This window comes from Clostridium pasteurianum DSM 525 = ATCC 6013 (genome assembly GCF_000807255.1).
GTDB lineage: Bacteria > Bacillota > Clostridia > Clostridiales > Clostridiaceae > Clostridium_I > Clostridium_I pasteurianum.
In genome coordinates, this window is sequence record NZ_CP009268.1 from 2,092,101 (window position 1) to 2,110,199 (window position 18,099).

16 protein-coding genes are annotated in these 18,099 nt (G+C 29.4%); 14 read left to right on the plus strand and 2 right to left on the minus strand.

The window, feature by feature from the left end; translation table 11 throughout:
* The first annotated feature begins 15 nt into the window (after positions 1-15).
* The 6 genes from mutL to CLPA_RS09520 all read left to right on the plus strand — a co-directional run bounded on the left by mutL (position 16) and on the right by CLPA_RS09520 (position 6,643).
* A complete protein-coding gene (gene mutL / locus CLPA_RS09495) occupies positions 16-1,908 on the plus strand; it encodes a DNA mismatch repair endonuclease MutL (protein ID WP_003444318.1) in 1,893 nt (630 codons plus the stop codon).
* Between the two features lie 138 nt (positions 1,909-2,046).
* Positions 2,047-2,985, plus strand: a complete 939-nt coding sequence (miaA, locus tag CLPA_RS09500) for a tRNA (adenosine(37)-N6)-dimethylallyltransferase MiaA (RefSeq protein WP_034830709.1) — start codon at positions 2,047-2,049, stop codon at positions 2,983-2,985.
* A 100-nt stretch (positions 2,986-3,085) separates the two neighbouring features.
* Positions 3,086-3,337, plus strand: coding sequence for an RNA chaperone Hfq (gene hfq, locus CLPA_RS09505; protein WP_174548953.1), 252 nt, complete (start codon positions 3,086-3,088; stop codon positions 3,335-3,337).
* 451 nt (positions 3,338-3,788) lie between these two features.
* Positions 3,789-4,085 (plus strand): nitrogenase component 1, encoded by a 297-nt coding sequence (locus CLPA_RS09510; RefSeq protein WP_003444323.1) that lies wholly within the window; start codon positions 3,789-3,791, stop codon positions 4,083-4,085.
* Positions 4,082-5,203 carry a nitrogenase component 1 gene (locus CLPA_RS09515; protein ID WP_003444325.1) on the plus strand — a complete coding sequence of 374 codons (1,122 nt, stop codon included), beginning with the start codon at positions 4,082-4,084 and terminating at the stop codon, positions 5,201-5,203. The genes CLPA_RS09510 and CLPA_RS09515 overlap by 4 nt, the downstream gene beginning before the upstream one ends.
* 162 nt (positions 5,204-5,365) lie before the next feature.
* Entirely contained in the window at positions 5,366-6,643 is a 1,278-nt protein-coding gene (locus tag CLPA_RS09520) for a methionine gamma-lyase family protein (protein ID WP_003444327.1), read from the plus strand.
* A 161-nt stretch (positions 6,644-6,804) separates the two neighbouring features.
* Here CLPA_RS09520 and lexA read toward each other — a convergent pair whose 3' ends face one another.
* Positions 6,805-7,416 (minus strand): transcriptional repressor LexA, encoded by a 612-nt coding sequence (lexA, locus tag CLPA_RS09525; RefSeq protein WP_003444329.1) that lies wholly within the window; start codon positions 7,414-7,416, stop codon positions 6,805-6,807.
* A gap of 256 nt (positions 7,417-7,672) precedes the next feature.
* On the minus strand, positions 7,673-8,236 hold the full coding sequence (locus tag CLPA_RS09530; protein ID WP_003444331.1) for a GDSL-type esterase/lipase family protein: 564 nt from the start codon (positions 8,234-8,236) through the stop codon (positions 7,673-7,675).
* 84 nt (positions 8,237-8,320) lie between these two features.
* Between CLPA_RS09530 and CLPA_RS09535 the strand changes: the two genes are divergently transcribed.
* The 8 genes from CLPA_RS09535 to lpdA all read left to right on the plus strand — a co-directional run bounded on the left by CLPA_RS09535 (position 8,321) and on the right by lpdA (position 17,843).
* Complete coding sequence (locus CLPA_RS09535; protein WP_003444332.1) at positions 8,321-8,575, plus strand: hypothetical protein; 255 nt, start codon at positions 8,321-8,323, stop codon at positions 8,573-8,575.
* Positions 8,576-9,011: 436 nt separating this feature from the next.
* Entirely contained in the window at positions 9,012-9,692 is a 681-nt protein-coding gene (gene lipB, locus CLPA_RS09540) for a lipoyl(octanoyl) transferase LipB (protein ID WP_003444335.1), read from the plus strand.
* Between the two features lie 54 nt (positions 9,693-9,746).
* A complete protein-coding gene (gene lipA, locus CLPA_RS09545) occupies positions 9,747-10,622 on the plus strand; it encodes a lipoyl synthase (protein WP_003444338.1) in 876 nt (291 codons plus the stop codon).
* Positions 10,623-10,897: 275 nt separating this feature from the next.
* The gene (locus CLPA_RS09550) at positions 10,898-12,832 is read left to right on the plus strand and encodes a sigma-54-dependent Fis family transcriptional regulator (RefSeq protein ID WP_003444339.1); all 1,935 of its coding nucleotides are present in this window, start codon (positions 10,898-10,900) and stop codon (positions 12,830-12,832) included.
* A 282-nt stretch (positions 12,833-13,114) separates the two neighbouring features.
* Complete coding sequence (locus CLPA_RS09555) at positions 13,115-14,098, plus strand: thiamine pyrophosphate-dependent dehydrogenase E1 component subunit alpha (RefSeq protein ID WP_003444341.1); 984 nt, start codon at positions 13,115-13,117, stop codon at positions 14,096-14,098.
* A gap of 1 nt (position 14,099) precedes the next feature.
* Complete coding sequence (locus CLPA_RS09560) at positions 14,100-15,074, plus strand: alpha-ketoacid dehydrogenase subunit beta (protein ID WP_003444343.1); 975 nt, start codon at positions 14,100-14,102, stop codon at positions 15,072-15,074.
* 47 nt (positions 15,075-15,121) lie between these two features.
* The gene (locus tag CLPA_RS09565; protein WP_003444345.1) at positions 15,122-16,438 is read left to right on the plus strand and encodes a dihydrolipoamide acetyltransferase family protein; all 1,317 of its coding nucleotides are present in this window, start codon (positions 15,122-15,124) and stop codon (positions 16,436-16,438) included.
* 13 nt (positions 16,439-16,451) lie between these two features.
* Entirely contained in the window at positions 16,452-17,843 is a 1,392-nt protein-coding gene (lpdA, locus tag CLPA_RS09570) for a dihydrolipoyl dehydrogenase (RefSeq protein ID WP_003444347.1), read from the plus strand.
* The last annotated feature ends 256 nt before the right edge of the window (positions 17,844-18,099 follow it).

An 18,099-nucleotide genomic window follows, 5' to 3' on the forward strand; every position in this document is an offset into this window, starting at 1 on the left:
AATACAGGTGATAATTTGAAGAGAATAAATTTATTAAATCAGGAAACTTCAAATAAAATAGCAGCAGGGGAAGTTTTAGAGAGACCCTCTTCTGCAGTAAAGGAACTAGTAGAAAATTCTATTGACGCTAATTCTAAGGTTATAACTATAGAAATTGAAGAAGGCGGTCAAAAGCTTATAAGGGTTACAGATGATGGTGATGGAATAGACCCGGAGGACATAGAAAAGGCTTTTCTTCCCCATGCTACAAGTAAAATAAGTTCAATTGATGACATATATGCTATAAATACATTGGGATTTAGAGGTGAGGCTCTTCCAAGTATTTCAGCAGTGTCCCATACTATTTTGAGAAGCAGAGTAAAAGAGTTTCAAGGAGGTAAAGAAATAGCCATAAGCGGGGGAATTAAAAATTATATAAAAGATGTAGGCTGCAGTATGGGTACATCTATAGAAGTAAGAGATATTTTCTATAATGTTCCTGCAAGACAAAAATTTTTGAAATCTTCTCAAAGAGAGGCAGCTCTTATATCGGATATAGTAAATAGGCTTGCTCTTGCTCATTCAAATATATCTTTTAGATTAGTTAATAAAGGCAAAAAGGTAGTTAACACCTACTCTACTGAAAATTTGTTTGATACCATAAGGAATATATATGGTAAAAATACTTCAGATAATATTATAAAATTCGAAAAACACGGTGATGTAGCTTCTGTCTATGGTTATGTAGGAAATGCTGAAATAAGCAGAGGAAGCAGGAATAATCAAAGTATTTTCGTAAATAAACGATATATTAAAAATAGGCTTATAGCTACTGCCGTAGAAAATGCAGTAAAATCATTTTTGATGATAAATAAATATCCTTTTTTTGTATTGTTTCTGGATATATATCCAGAATTTATAGATGTAAATGTTCATCCAACAAAATCTGAGATTAAGTTTCAAAATGACAGGGAAATATTTAAACTGGTATTTGATGCAGTACATGAGGCAATAAAGGAGAGCTTTAAGGATAATTTTGATTTTAATATAGAAAATACTATAGACCTTTCTAAGGAATCACCACTAGAAATTAAAAGAGAAAATATTCAGATACCTATAGATTTGAAATCCCATGAAAATATCAGAATAGACGAAGAATTTAAAAATGGTCCTGAAGAATCTGTAAGTATTTTCAGTACAAATGAAGACAATAAAAAAATATCTTTGAAAGATAATAAAGATATTTCTGTCAGTGAAGAAGTTTTTGAGAATAAAGTATCTAGTTATACTTCTGAAATAAATAATAATCTCAGTACAAGTAATGACGGAGATGAATTAGTAAAACCTAAATTCCCAGATCTTAGAGTTATAGGTCAGTATCATAATACCTATATCTTAGCTGAGAGTACAGAAGACTTTTATTTAATTGATCAGCATGCAGCTCATGAAAAAATATTATTTCAAAAATATAGTAAAGAAATAAAAGAAGGTAAAGTAACGGCTCAAATCCTTTTAACTCCTGAGGTCATTGAGATGAGCCCAGAGGACTTTATACAGTATATAGAAAACAAAGATATATTTTCTAATGCAGGCTTTAACATAGAAGTATTCGGGGATAATACTATAAGTATAAGAGAAGTTCCTAATTTCTTAGGAAAACCTCAACTTAAGAATTTATTTTCAGATATGTTAGATAATCTTAAAAATTTAGGTTCTGGTGAAACTTATGAAGTAAAATACAATAAGATAGCTACTATTGCCTGCAAGGCAGCTATTAAAGCAAATGATTATTTAAGCCTAGAGGAAATGAAGTCTTTAGTAGAGCAGCTTAGATATATTGATGAGCCTTTTAATTGCCCTCATGGAAGGCCAACCATAATAAAAATGACTCTTTATGAAATAGAAAAGAAGTTTAAAAGGATACAATAAATAGTGTGTATATACTAAAATTAATTATATAAGATGCAATTAAAATTGTTTATTTAACAAATTATATTTAATATAATTTACTGCAATTTATATATACAGGGAGGATGGCATATATTAGTTTTAAACTAATAAAAAAATATGGAAGATATATTGATTTTAAGTGGCCCAACAGGTATAGGAAAAACAGCTATTTCTATTGATATTGCAAAGAAAATTAATGGAGAAATTATATCATCAGATTCTATGCAGATATATAAATATATGGATATAGGATCTGCAAAGGTCTTACCTGAAGAAATGGATGGTGTACCTCATCATTTGATAGATTTTTTAGATCCTAATATGGAATTTAGTGTAGCCAGTTATAAACAGTTAGCACAAGACAAAGTAAAAGAAATTATTTCAAGAGATAGATATCCCATGATTGTGGGGGGCACAGGACTTTATATAAATTCATTGATTTTCAATTATGAATTTACTGGAACTTATAAAGATTGTGAGTACAGAGAATATTTACAGCATTTAGCTGAAGAAAAAGGTAAAGAATTTGTACATAAAATGTTAGAAAAAATAGATATAGATTCATATAATAGGTTATATCCAAATGACTTAAAAAGAGTTATAAGAGCTCTTGAAGTGTATAAAACTACAGGTAAAACTATAGGGAAATTAAATGAAAATCAAAATATATATGATATCCCTTATAATGTTCATTACTATGTTTTAAATATGGACAGAGAGAATTTGTATGACAGAATAAACAAAAGAGTAGATAATATGATTGAAAAAGGTCTGATAGAGGAAGTAATAAAACTAAAAAATATGGGGTATAATTCAAATATGCAGTCTATGAAGGGAATAGGCTATAAGGAAATACTATTTTATCTAGATAATCAGATCTCCTTAGAGGAAGCTATTGAAATGATAAAAAAAGGTAGTAGAAATTATGCTAAACGACAGTTAACTTGGTTTAGAAAAGATAAAAGGGTAAATTGGATTAATAAAGATAAGTTTAATAGTGAAGAAGAAATTGTTGAATTTATTATTAAAGATATAAATTTAAATAAGAATAGATAAAAGAAGTATTATTTTATTCATTCTTAAAGAAAATAATTAAAAATAAAAGGATTTAAATGATTTTTATAGAATACTTATATAAAACAAACGGAGGTTAGATATGATGAATAAAGCCACAAATAATCTACAGGATATATTTTTAAATGGTTCAAGAAAGAATAAAATACCAGTTACAATTCATTTGACAAATGGATTTCAACTTAGGGGAAATGTAAAGGGATTTGATAGTTTTACAGTAATTATTGATTCTGATGGGAAGCAAATGATGATTTACAAACATGCTATTTCAACTATTACTCCTTTAAAGCCAATATTATTTAATCAAAACTTAGAGGAAGAAACAAGAGAATAGTTAAAATAAGTTCATTTAACTTAAGAAAATAACCTTATACAATAATAAAAAATTTAAAAAGTTAAATTATGTTCTTAATTTCATAATAATTTTTTTAAAAAAGATTACTGAAAAATAATATTTCAGTAATCTTTTTTGTTTTATTACATATAAAAGTATGTAATTCATTGTGTGAAATAAATATATTGACAACAATAAGTTCAAAGTATTAATAAATCTATAGGAAATGTTAAAAAAATTATAAATATTATAGTATTTTATAAAATCATATGATATAATATCAAAAAATATAAAACGATATACAAATATATATAACAATATAATACATGATTATAAAATCATTATATATCATTATGCTATAAATATGTTAATAGGTCTATATTTAGTTTTATAGCAAATAAACTAATAATGTAAGATGTATATATCTATATTTTACTGGAGGGTGAAAGTAATGAGAGAATACTATAAAGAACATTGTTATTCAGGCATATATCCTTCAAGAATAATTCACAATATGGGAGTAAGCGGTAAAATATCAGGAGCCATGAATGTAGTAAGTGAAATAAAAGATGCCATTCCAATAATTCATAGTCCAAAGGGGTGTGGATTTCACTATAAATATATAGCCAGAAGGCGATATTTACCCCTTTATAAAGCTCAATGTAGTAATTTGGAGGAAGGAGATATTATCTTTGGAACAGAAAAGAAGCTTAGGGAGGCAATTTTGGTGTATATAGAAGTGCTATGAGTGTTAAGGATTCCTATGTACTTTTGCATACAACTATTGGATGTAACTGGGGCACATCTATATTTCATATGCCATCTAATCTAAATGACATAAGGCAATCCTCTACTGTGATATATAATGAGGATGTCATATTTGGAGGACTAAAAATACTTAAAAAGGCTATTGATAACGTTATAGAGATGTATAATCCTAAAATATTATTTGTTATTTCTGGATGTGTGTCAGGAATATTAGTCGAGGATTTTGAGGTTGAAATAAAAAATCATTTTAAAAGTAGAAAAATTGTATATATAAAAGCTCCTGGATTTGTTTTAAATATGGAAGAAGGACAAGTTCAAGGAATAAAATCAATGATAGATTTAATGAAGTATGAAAAAAAGACAGAAAAATCAATAAATATTATAGGGCTATTATCTGATGATTATATGGTAAGAGGAGATATTAATAATATAAGAAATATGCTTGGAGATAAAATAAGCATAAATTCAATAATTCCTTTTGACACTATTGAAAATATAGAAAAAGTTCCTTGTGCTGAATTAAATGTAGTTTTTAAGGGATTTGAAACTATAGGTGATTTGATGCAGAAAAAGTTTAACATACCATATGTAGTTGTTCAATATCCTTATGGATTTGAGAGTAGTAAAAACTTTATAAGAAAAGTATTTTCTTTTTTCAACCTAAAATATGAAGATGTTTTAAAGCAAGCAGAAAAATTTACTGTGTTAACTCTTAAAAATGTTTATGATTATATAAGACATTTATATTCTGTACCCTGTGCCGTGTTTGGAGATACTTTAAGAGCTGCTGCGCTAAAAAATTTTCTTGAAGATGAACTTGGAATGGATGTACAGGTATATTATGAATGTAAAAATATGAATGAATTTAGAAAACTTGTAAAAAACTCTGATACAGTAATATTATTTGGGTCATCTTTTGAGAGAGAAATATCAGAAGAACTTGGAATATCATTTATAAGATATGTATATCCCGTATTTGATTCTGTAAGCATTGGTAACAGAGGTTATGCAGGTTTTGATGGTGTTATTAATCTATTAGAAGATTTAATTAATTCATTTATGACTATGAAGTATAGAAGACATAGGCAATATATATGAGATTTTAGTTATGTAATGGTTTATTCCAAAAGAGGTGTTATAGAAAACTGGATCTATAGAAATACTTTATATATCTAAAAATCTGTGTTGTTTGCCTATTCTTTTTTTATATGATAATATGTTTAGTGGTCTATAGTGGAATTAGAGGAGGGCTTTACACATATGATAGAATTTACAAAAAAATTATTAATAGATAAATATAAAATAAAAGAATCTGTAATAGATTTATCTGAAAAAGCTTTAGAGGATGTGAAAGATGAATTTTACAGATATGATTCTATAAGAGAATATAATCAATTAAAGGTGCTAAATGCATTTCAGGAAGAGAGAATAAGTGAATCTCATTTTACAAATAGTACAGGTTATGGTTATGGAGATATAGGCAGAGATAGTTTAGATAAAGTTTATGCAAAAATTTTTAAAACAGAAAGTGCTCTTGTGAGACCACATTTTGTAAATGGTACTCATGCTATTGGAGCAGCATTATTTGGAAATTTAAGACCTGGAGATACTATGTTTTCTATTTGTGGAACTCCCTATGATACATTACATAATATAATAGGCATAAGTAAAGAAAAAAATGTAGGGTCTCTTATGGAGTATGGAGTAAAATATAGAAAAATTGATTTAACTGAAAAAGGTGAATTTAATTTTAAAGACATAGAAAAAGTACTAAGAGAAGATGAAAGCATAAAATTAGTTCACATACAAAGATCTACAGGTTATGGCTGGAGAAAAGCACTAACTATTGATGAGATTGAGGAAGTTATAAAATTTATTAAAGATATAAAAGAAAATGTAATATGTTTTATAGATAATTGTTATGGTGAATTTATTGATGTAAAAGAACCTACAGAAGTGGGAGCAGATTTAGCTGCTGGGTCTCTGATTAAAAATATAGGTGGTGGAATAGCTCCAACTGGGGGTTATATAGTTGGAAAAGAGAAATATATAACTCAAGCTTCTTATAGACTTACTATACCTGGTATTGGAGGAGAATGTGGTTCAACCTTTGGCGTTATGAGAGCTCTATATCAGGGATTATTTTTGGCACCTCATGTATCTATTGAAGCATTAAAAGGAGCTGTTTTCTGCTCAAGACTTATGGAACTTGCTGGTTTTGAAGTGCTTCCTAAATTCAATGATAGTAGAAGTGATATAATACAGGCCATAAAATTTAATGATAAAGATAAGCTTATTAAATTTTGTAAGGGTATACAAAAGGGATCTCCCATTGATTCCTTTGTAGAATGTGAACCTTGGGATATGCCAGGGTATGAAGATCAGGTTATAATGGCAGCAGGATCATTTATTCAAGGCGCTTCTATAGAACTTTCAGCAGATGCTCCTATAAGAGAACCTTTTATTGCTTACTTGCAGGGAGGATTAACTTTTGAACACGCTAAAATAGGTGTTATGATGGCTCTTTCAAATTTATAAATTGTATATAAATTTAATGCATTTAGTAAATTTGAAAATGCATATATAATATATTTAGTTATAGAATTAGATTTTAATAATATAAATAGCTAAAAGGATATTTAGCAATATAACAAATATATGCTGAATATCCTTTTATAATAAAATATTTTGTTTCATTTTTAATAACGTCTGTATATTCCCACTAGCTCACCTATAATATTGCAATTTGGAACAATTATAGGATCCATGGTGGAATTTTCCGGTTGAAGTCTTATGTGATCTTTTTCTTTATAAAAGCGCTTAATTGTAGCTTCATCACCAATTAGAGCTACAACAATGTCACCATTCTTAGCGGAGTTTGTCTTTTCGATTATAGCAAAATCACCATCATATATTCCAGCATCTATCATACTTTCGCCAGATATTTTAAGTATGAACAAATCATTTTTGTTCTTGGTAAACTCTAGTGGCATAGTAAAGTAGTCTTCAATATTTTCAAAGGCTAGAATTGGTTTACCTGCAGTTACTTTACCTATTATAGGTATGTTTACTAATTCTTTTTTTGCTCCTTCATCTCCTAATAATTCTATTGCTCTAGGTTTTGTTGGGTCCCTTTTTATCAATCCTTTTTTTTCCATTCTTGAAAGATGCCCATGAACAGTGGAGGTGGAACTTAAACCTACTTTAGCACATATTTCTCTGACAGATGGAGGATATCCTTTATTTATAACTTCAGACTTTATAAATTCATATATTTCAGTCTGCATATCTACTTTTTTATCTTTTACCATTGTGACACCTCTAACTATAACAGTATTTTATAAAATTATAACACATTATTATATAGGATGCAAACTTACGTTCTAATAATCTTTGATTTCACCTGACTAACTTGGCGTAAGACTCCAACGCACTCTGTACAGCCCTCACACAAAATCAAAAAAAGATTTTGGTTCTCTGCTTTTCTTCAAGTGGGAGTTCGACGCCAAGTAAGCCATGCATTTGCAGTTCTAAAATTCAGATGGGGTAAAAGAATCCCCACCTGAATTAAGAACTTGCTTCAATAATAATTTCAAACATTAATTTATGACCTAGGCTATTTGGATGGATTCCATCGCTATATAAGTTAATTATATCCTTAGTTTTTATAAAATAGTCATAGAAGTTTATAAAATCAATGTTATTTTTACAGGCAAAGGTTTGTAGTATTTTTATATATTCTAATAAATTTTCATTAACTTTTTTATAATCTATGTACTTATCCCAGTGTTTTATGGCAAGATCATTAACAATAGGTGGTTGCAGACCTAAAATGGGAATTATATTATTTATTTTAATTTCTTCTAATATAAATTTAATATTATCAATAATATTATCTAGAGGATAATTTAAGAGTAAGTCATTAGTTCCTGCCATGATTATAGTGTGAGAAGGCTTTAATTGTAATATATCTTTATTGGATCTTGATAATATTCCAGCAGTAGTATCACCATTAACACCTTTATTTATGACTTCTATATCTAAATTTTTGCCAAGTAATTCAACCCAGCATTCATCTGAATATACTCCATACCCATAGGTTAAACTGTCTCCAATGCAAACTACTTTCATTAATACACCCCTTTTACAATATAAATTGTATTTCTAGTAAAATATATTCTTTTTATAGTATATCATATTAATTTTAGATTCCTAATGTGGAAAGCATATAAAAACTATATTGAAGAGTGCGCATGTAAACAGCATGAAGCTATAAATAATCAATGTATTGATGATATTTTAATTTATGCAATAGCATTAGACATAGATAAAGATTTTCTTGAATTTTATTCAGAAAAATTAGTATATGATGATAATACTGAAAATTTATATGGGGATAGCAGCAATTTTGGCGGATTTTCTGGTGGAGGAGATTGTTCTGGAGGCGGCGGTGGATCTGGAGCATTTTAATAAACGTAACTCAGAGCTCTTTAATTTTGCGTGAAACACTGTACAGCTTGTGATGAAAGTAGAGAATTAGTGTCCTTGTAATCATGGGATAAAAATAAATAATAAATCTCTTGATAGAATTTTAGCTCTCAAAATGGGAATATGAGAAAATTATTCCCATTTTGAGAGCTATTTTTAATATAAATTTCTATTATAATGTATATAAAATATTTAACACATTGAAATCCATGAAGTTATAATAGGTAAATAAGTATTCTATTATAATATATTTAGTTTAAAAGCTTAATTTAATATTCAAGTATAAGAATTGGTATAAAAATTGCTATAAATTTATAATAAGAGAATTATTATAAATTAAAATTAATATGTGTTGTATTCAAAATAATATATTGAATAAAAAGATAATTGGCCTCATCAAAGAAAGAAGGCGAAAATTTTGAAAAGTTGTTATGTTACTGAATTAAAAGATTTTATATCCTATAAAGAAGGACTTGAATTACAGAAAAAAGCTTTTGATATTGTAAGTAGCGGTAAAATAGATGGTATATTATTATTGCTTCAGCATAGTCCTGTTATTACCATCGGAAAAGCAGGTGGTAGAGAAAATTTACTTATTTCAGAGAAAAAATTAAAGGAATTGGGAATAGAGTTGTATGAAAGTACAAGAGGAGGAAATATTACTTATCATGGCCCAGGACAACTAGTAGCTTATCCTATATTAAATCTAAATAAATTTAATATAGATGCTCACTTATATTTAAGAAAATTAGAAGAAGTAATAATTAGAACTTTACAGATATATCATATAAAAGCTGGAAGAAAAGCTAAGTACACTGGAGTATGGATAGATGATGCTAAAATTGCAGCTATAGGGGTGGCACTTAGAAGATGGATAACCAAGCATGGATTTTCTTTTAATATTTCTATAAATAAAGATCACTTTGCACTAATAAATCCCTGCGGTATAACCAAATTTGGAATATGTTCTCTTGAAGACTTTATTTCAGATGTATATTATGATGAAATACTATATAACGTTAAGATACAATTTGAGAAAACTTTTCATATGGAATTAATTGATAAAGCTAATATAGAAGATTTATCCGATGACTATTAGGTTTATATAAATTAAATTTTAAAGATGCTTATTGATTAGATAGGGAGTGATATTATGTCTGAAAGACCTGAATGGCTTAAAGTGAAAGCACCAGAAATGCAAGTATTAGAAGAAATGGAAAGTATGCTTAAAAAACTATCACTTCATACTGTCTGTGAAAGTGCAAATTGTCCTAATATAGGAAAGTGTTTTAAAAATAAAACTGCTACCTTTATGGTTATGGGAGATGTTTGCACAAGAAACTGCAGATTTTGTGCTGTAAGAAAAGGATTACCTAGAGATCTTGATAGTGAAGAGCCAGTAAATGTAGCAATAGCTAGTAAAAAATTAGGACTTAAGCATGTAGTTATAACTTCTGTTACTAGAGATGATTTAGGAGATGGAGGAGCAGATCATTTTGTTAAAATTGTTAATGCCTTAAGAAAATTAAATCCTAATTCTACTATAGAACTTCTAATACCAGATTTAAAGGGAAATTGGCAAGCTCTTAGAAAGATAGTAGAGGCAAAGCCAGATATAATCAATCATAATATAGAGACAATTCCAAGATTATATAAAAAGGTTAGACCTAAAGCAGTTTATGAAAGATCCATTGAGCTTTTAAATCAATGTAAGCGTATGGATGAAAGAATATATACTAAATCTGGAATTATGCTGGGGATTGGAGAAAAACAGGAAGAAGTAGAGAAGGTAATGGATGATTTAATTTCTGTTAAATGTGATGTATTAACTTTAGGACAATATCTTTCTCCGTCTCAAAAACATGTACCAGTAGTAGAATATGTATCAATAGAAAAGTTTAATGATTATAAGTATACAGCCTCAAATAAAGGGTTTAAATTTGTAGCTTCAGGTCCTTTTGTACGTAGTTCTTATAAAGCTTTTGAAGGAATGGAAACTCTAAAAAATTTTAATAGACAGAGTTATTAGTACATTAATAAAATATCAATTAATATATATCTGTCTTACAATACATATATATGGTATTGTGAGGCAGTTTTTTTTAGTTATTAATATAATTTTGCGTAATTACATGAAGGTATTTTCAAATTTAATGAATATTTAATCCTTTTAAGATAACCTCTCTTTCATAGGTGGGTTGATTTAGATAAATATAATAGATTATAATTTATTTAGGAAATAAATTATATAAAAGCACAGCTTAATTATAAAACTTTTATACCTTTTAGGGGGTGAGAATATTTATGAACTATTCAGCAAAGATAGAAAAAATATGGGATGAGTTTGTAAATCATAATAGAGTATCTAAAGATATGAGACAGGATATATTGAACTCTTGGATGAGATGTAAAGGTTTAAATGTAAATCCCAATATGGGAGAAGGTAAAAAAGTATCTATAGAAAAGTTAAATAGAATATTGGACAATAAAAAAGAACTTATACAGATAGCCTTACCGGTAATGCTGGATCTATACAATCTTTTAAAGGAATCTAACTATTCCATTATTTTGACAGATGAAAATGCAGTTATTCTAAAAGTAATAGGAAATGAGACCATAATGGATGAAAATAGAAAATTAAGTTTTTTAAAAGGCTGTTGCTGGTTAGAAAAGGATGTAGGTACTAATGCTATAGGTACAAGTATTTATTTAAATAAACCAATGCAAATATTGGGAGCAGAACACTATTGCAAAAAACAGCATCAATGGACTTGTTCAGCATCACCTATACACGACAGCGAAGGTAATATTATAGGATGTATAAATTTATCAGGAAATTTTTCTAACTTTCATTCACACACCATAGGAATAGTAGTTGAAGCTGCAGATACTATACAAAAGCAATTTTCAATGATTGAACAGAGAAAATTAGTAGATGCGGCTTTTAATTCCATTGATGATGGTCTATTAGTTATGGATAATGATTTTAGATTAAAAAATTTTAATTCAAAATTATGTAATATACTAAAAATATCTAAGGAAGAAATATATGATTTAGATATAAAATTTCTATTTAAAGATGTTATAAAAAATACAGATAATACAAAAGATATGAGAATTTCTGATAGAGAAGCTATTTTACACGTAAAAAAACACAGAATAGAATGTAATATAAATATCACACCTGTTGAAATATCTGGTATTCAAAAGGGACTTGTAATTATTGTAAAAAATTTAAAGAATGTAAGAAGTGTTATAAATAAAATGATGGGATTTTCTTCAAAATACTCCTTTGAAAATATTATGACTGAAGATCCTAAAATGCTGTCTATAATAGATGAAGCTAAGAATATTGCAAAAAATGAATGTTCAGTACTTATAATGGGAGAAAGTGGTACAGGTAAAGAATTATTTGCTCATTCAATTCACAATGAGAGCAGTAGAAGAGATGGACCTTTTGTAGCAATAAATTGTGCAGCCCTTCCTAAAAATCTAGTGGAAAGTGAAATTTTTGGTTACGAGGCAGGAGCCTTTACAGGAGCCTCTAAAGAAGGGTATCCAGGTAAATTTGAATTAGCCAATGGTGGGACTATATTTTTGGATGAGATTGGAGAACTTCCGCTAGAGGTACAATCTAAACTTCTAAGAGTTTTAGATAATCATACAATAACCAGGCTTGGCGGAAAGTATGAAAGAAAATTGAATGTGCGAGTATTAGCTGCAACCAACAGAGATTTATATAGAGAAACTGAAATAAATAACTTTAGAAGTGATTTATATTATAGATTAAATGTTTTCAGTATACACATTCCTCCTTTAAGGAAAAGAAAAGAGGATATAGTATTGTGTGCAAATTTATTTTTAGATAGATTAAATAATAAAAACTGTAAATATAAAAAGATTTTTGGAGAAACATTTATAAATGAAATTAAAAGTCACAATTGGCCAGGAAATGTTAGAGAACTTGAAAATGTAGTACAAAGGGCATATTATTTATCAAAAGATGAAATTATTAATTATTCATTTGTATATAGAAACAGTAAAAATATTAATGAAAATAAATTCAATGAAGGCAATGTAGAAACCCTTAAAGAAAGAGAAAAGGATCTTATTTTAAAAGCTCTGAAAAATTGTAATGGAAACGTAGTTGAAGCAAGTAAACTTATAGGTATAGGTAAATCAACATTATATAGAAAAATTAAAATATATGATATTAATAACTATTCTAAAAGTTTTTAAATGGGAATTATAATGGAAATTTCCCATTTAGAGAAAAATATTTTCCACATTTGGACTTTTTATATGATAGTAGTATAATTTATCTAAATGTGATGAGAGTACAAAATGTAGAGGATGTCTCATGGATATTTAATTTAATAGGATCCAAAGGGAACAACAGAAAGTCATGCTGATTTTGGCATGCCTTTTGCTGTATATAGTAAATGTACTGAAAAATACTACGAAGAAGCCTTTAAAATATTATTGTTTTCTATACTATTATATTATTATGGAGGGATTGTCATGGTAAAAGTAAATAATGATACTGTTATTAGTATGTATAAGACTATGCTTAGAATAAGAAAATTTGAAGAAACAGCTATGAATCTATTTGCTGAAGGTAAAATACCAGGATTTGTGCATCTATATATAGGAGAAGAGGCAGTGGCAACAGGTGTTTCTGCAAATTTAAATGAGAATGACTATATAACCAGCACTCATAGAGGTCATGGACATATTATTGCAAAGGGTGGAGAATTGAATTTTATGATGGCTGAATTATTTGGAAAGGCAACTGGTTATGGTAAGGGAAAAGGAGGATCTATGCATATTGCTGATGCTACTAAAGGAATATTAGGAGCCAATGGTATAGTAGGTGCTGGCCATGACATATGCTTAGGTGCAGGATTATCTGCCCAATATAAAGGAACAAAACAGGTTTCTATATGTTTCTTTGGTGATGCTTCCACAAATCAAGGTACATTTCATGAAGCGTTAAATATGGCAAGTGTATGGAATTTGCCTATAGTATTTGTGTGTGAAAATAATGGCTATGGAATTTCAGTAAGTCAAAAGAGGCATCAAAAGATAGTAGATGTAGCAGATAGAGCTTCATCTTATGGAATACCTGGAATCATAGTAGATGGAAATGATGTACTGGCAGTTTATGAGTCTGCAAAAAAAGCTATAGATAGAGCAAGAGAAGGTGCTGGAGCAACGCTTCTTGAATTTAAGACCTATAGACACAGAGGTCATTATGAAGGAGATCCTGGCATATATAAGCCAGAAGGAGAACAGGAAGAATGGTTAAAAAAAGATCCTATATTACGTACTGAAAAATATATTATATATAAAAAAATTGCAAGTGAAGAAGAATTGAATAAGATACAACAGGATATTGATGGAGAAATTTCAGAAGCTGTAAATTTTGCAAATAATAGTCCTTATCCAGAATTAGAAACTGTTTTTGAAGATATATATTCTGATATTAAAGAAGGGATGGAATAATATGAAGACTATGAGTTATTCAGAGGCCATAAGAGAAGGTATGAGAATTAAAATGTTGGAAGATGAAAACGTTTTTATATTTGGAGAGGATGTGGGTCCTTTTGGAGGATGCTTTGGTGTAACTTCAGGCATGCATAAAGAATTTGGAGAAATGAGAGTTAGAGATACACCCATATCTGAAGGTGCTATTTTAGGCTGTGCTATAGGTGCTGCAGCTACAGGTTTAAGACCTATTGCAGAATTGATGTTTATGGATTTTTCCACAGTAGCTATGGATATGATTGTAAATCAAGCTGCTAAGCTTAGATATATGACTGGAGGAAAAATGAATTTACCTTTGGTTGTAAGAATGCCTTGCGGTGCAGGCGTAGGCGCTTCAGCACAACATTCTCAATCATTAGAAGCCTGGTTTACTCATATACCTGGGCTCAAAGTAGTTTATCCATCAACTCCGGCAGATGCAGCAGGGCTTATAATTACTGCCATTGAGGATGATAATCCAGTTATATTTATGGAACACAAGATGCTTTACGCCATGAAAGGAGAAGTACCTGAAGAAATAAAAGCTATACCTTTTGGGGTAGCAGATATAAAAAGAGAGGGAAAAGATATTACAATTATAGCTACAGGAAGAATGGTACATGAATCTTTAAAAGCTGCAAAACAATTAGAAAAGAATGGCATAGATGCAGAAGTAATAGATCCAAGAACATTATTCCCACTGGATAAAGAAACTATATTTGATTCTATAAAGAAAACTAACAGAGTTCTTATTGTCACTGAAGAAAATAAAAGAGGAGCCTATAGTGGAGAGATTTCAGCAGAAATAAATGAGAAAATATTTGATTATTTAGATGCACCAGTAATAAGAGTCGCCTCTCTTAATACGCCTATACCGTATTCTCCAGGTCTTGAGAGCTTTGTACTTCCAACCGCTAAGAAGATAACAGAAGCTGCTAAATCACTAATAGGATAAGTTCCACTAGGTATGGTCCATAAAATTTAAATAAGGGAGGATTATTTATGGGTAGTTTAGTTGTTATGCCAAAGCTTGGATTGACTATGACGGAAGGAGAAATAGAAAAGTGGCATAAAAAAGTTGGTGAAGAGATTAAAGAGGGAGAAATACTATTTGATGTCACTACTGATAAATTAACTAATGAAATTGAATCTAAAGTAAGTGGAGTTGTGAGAAAAATACTGACTGAGGAAGGAGAAACTGTAGAGTGTTTAAAGGCTGTAGCCATAATTGCAGATGCAGATGAGGATATATATGATTTGTTAAAGGAAGCCAATGGGGATTCAGCAGAAGAAGGTGTGGAAATTGACAATATCAAGGGAAAAGAAGAAGAAAAAGCTAATACAATTACCAAGGTTAAAGAGGGAAGAGTGAAAATATCCCCTGCAGCAAAAAAACTTGCCCTTGAAAATAATTTAGACTTTGAGATTATTACAGGAACAGGGCCAGAGGGAAGAATAGTACTGGAAGATGTAAAAAAATATATAGAAAATAATAAAGTTAAAGTATCACCTACAGCTTATAAATTAGCAAAGGATTTAAATGTGGATCTTAAAGAAATAAATTCAGAAAGAAGAATAATGAAGGAGGATGTACTTAATTTTAATAATAGCAGCGCAGTCAATGAAATTGTGAATAATGAAGTTTATTCTGAGGAAAAAATTGAATTATCACCTATGAGAAAAGTAATCTCCGCAAGAATGAGTGAAAGCTGGAATACATCACCGACAGTTACTTATGATATAAAGGTAGATACCAGTAATTTAAGGAAATTGAGGAATGATTTTAAAGATATATGTAAGATAACCTATACAGATCTATTGATAAAAATAGTTTCAAAGGTATTGTTACAATTTCCTTTACTCAATTGTTCTGTTGCTGGAAATGAATTGATTATGAGAAACTATGTGAATATGGGAGTAGCAGTAGCTTTAGATCAAGGATTAATAGTTCCGGTTATCAAATATGCAAATAATAAGGGATTAGAAGAAATTTCTAAAGAGGTTAAAGAATTGGCTGGAAAAGCAAAAAATAATGAACTGGCATCTGATAGTATAAAAGGTGGAACGTTTACTATAACAAATTTAGGTATGTTCGGTATAGAGTACTTCTCTCCCATTATAAATCAACCAGAAGTTGCTATACTAGGCGTCAATAAAATAACAGAAACACCAGTAGTTGAAGATGGCGAAATAGTAATAAAACCACTTATGAATTTATCTCTTACTGCAGATCATAGAGCGGTGGATGGGGCTGTAGCTGCTCAATTTTTATCTACGCTTAAAAAGTATATTGAAAAGCCAGAATTGCTTTTGTTATAAAGGAGGATTAATTATGAAATTAGCAGTTATAGGTGGTGGACCAGGGGGATATGTAGCAGCTATTCGTGCAGCTCAATTAGGAGCAGAAGTAACTGTAATTGAGAAGGATACTTTAGGAGGTACTTGTTTAAATGTAGGATGTATACCTACCAAGGTTTTATTACATTCTTCAGAACTTCTTCAGCAGATAAAAGCTGGAGCTGATATCGGAATTAAAGTTGAAGGAAAAGTAACTGTAGATTGGGAATCTATTCAGAACAGAAAAAAAGCTGTGGTAAACAAGCTGGTTTTTGGAGTAAAAGGATTACTGGCTGCAAACAAAGTTAAAGTAATTAAGGGAACGGCAACATTTGAATCAAATAATACATTAAGTGTAGAAAAAAAAGATGGATCTGTTGAAAAAATAAATTTTGATACTGCTATAATTGCATCAGGATCAGTGCCTTTTATACCTCCTATTATAGGAAGCAAATTGCCAGGAGTAATTGACAGTACAGGAGCTCTAAATTTAGAAAATAACCCTAAGAGTTTAGTTGTTATAGGTGGTGGAGTAATCGGAGTAGAATTTGCCAGCATATTTAATCCATTAGGCTGTAAGGTAAGTATTATTGAAATGCTTCCTTACATTTTACCGCCTGTAGACAGGGAAATTGCAGAACTTACTAGAAAAGAACTCATAAGTAAAGGTGTAGATATATATAATAATTCAAAAGTTACAGCTATTGAAAAAAGCAATAATGGGCTAAAGGTTTTATTTACAAATGATAAAGGTGATTTTAGTATAGAGTCGGAAAAAGTGTTAGTAGCTGTAGGTAGAAGATCTAATATAGTTGATTTAGAAGTTGAAAAGATTGGTATAAGAACGGAAAGAGGATGTATTTTAGTTGATGATAAAATGGAAACCAATATAAAAGGTATATATGCTATAGGAGATTGTACTGGTAAAAACATGCTTGCTCATGTTGCTTCAGATCAAGGAATAGTAGCCGTAGAAAATATAATGGGTGAAAATAAGAAAATGGATTATAAAACAGTGCCTTCTTGTGTATATACTAAACCAGAAATAGCATCTGTAGGTTTGACAGAAGAAGAAGCTAAAAAGAAGGGTATAGATTATAAGATTGGTAAATTTCCTTTAGCTGCCAATGGTAAATCTCTTATAATGGGTGAAACTAGCGGTGTTATAAAATTTATTACAGATAAAAAATATGATGAGGTTTTAGGTGTTCATATATATGGACCAAGGGCAACAGATCTTATAACTGAAGCAGCACTAGCTCTAAGGCTTGAAGCGACGGTAGAAGAAATTGTTACTACAGTACATGCACATCCTACTGTAGGTGAGGCTATGAAAGAGGCAGCTTTAGCTGTTAATAAAGGTGCTATTCATATGGTAAATAAATAATAAAATACTCTGTAATTTTGTTAGGATACTAAAATATATTAATTAAGATTATTTATTATATTAATAAAATAATCTCCCCCTATGATATTTAATTGATATAAAGTATATTTTAGTATCTATCATATTCCAGGGAATTTTATATTGTTATAAAATTATATTTTGTAAACAATTAAGCATAGTTCAAATGGCTTATTTTTTCAAAATATAATTTATACTTTAAATTAAATTCTTATAGAATAATTTTAGGGGGCATATT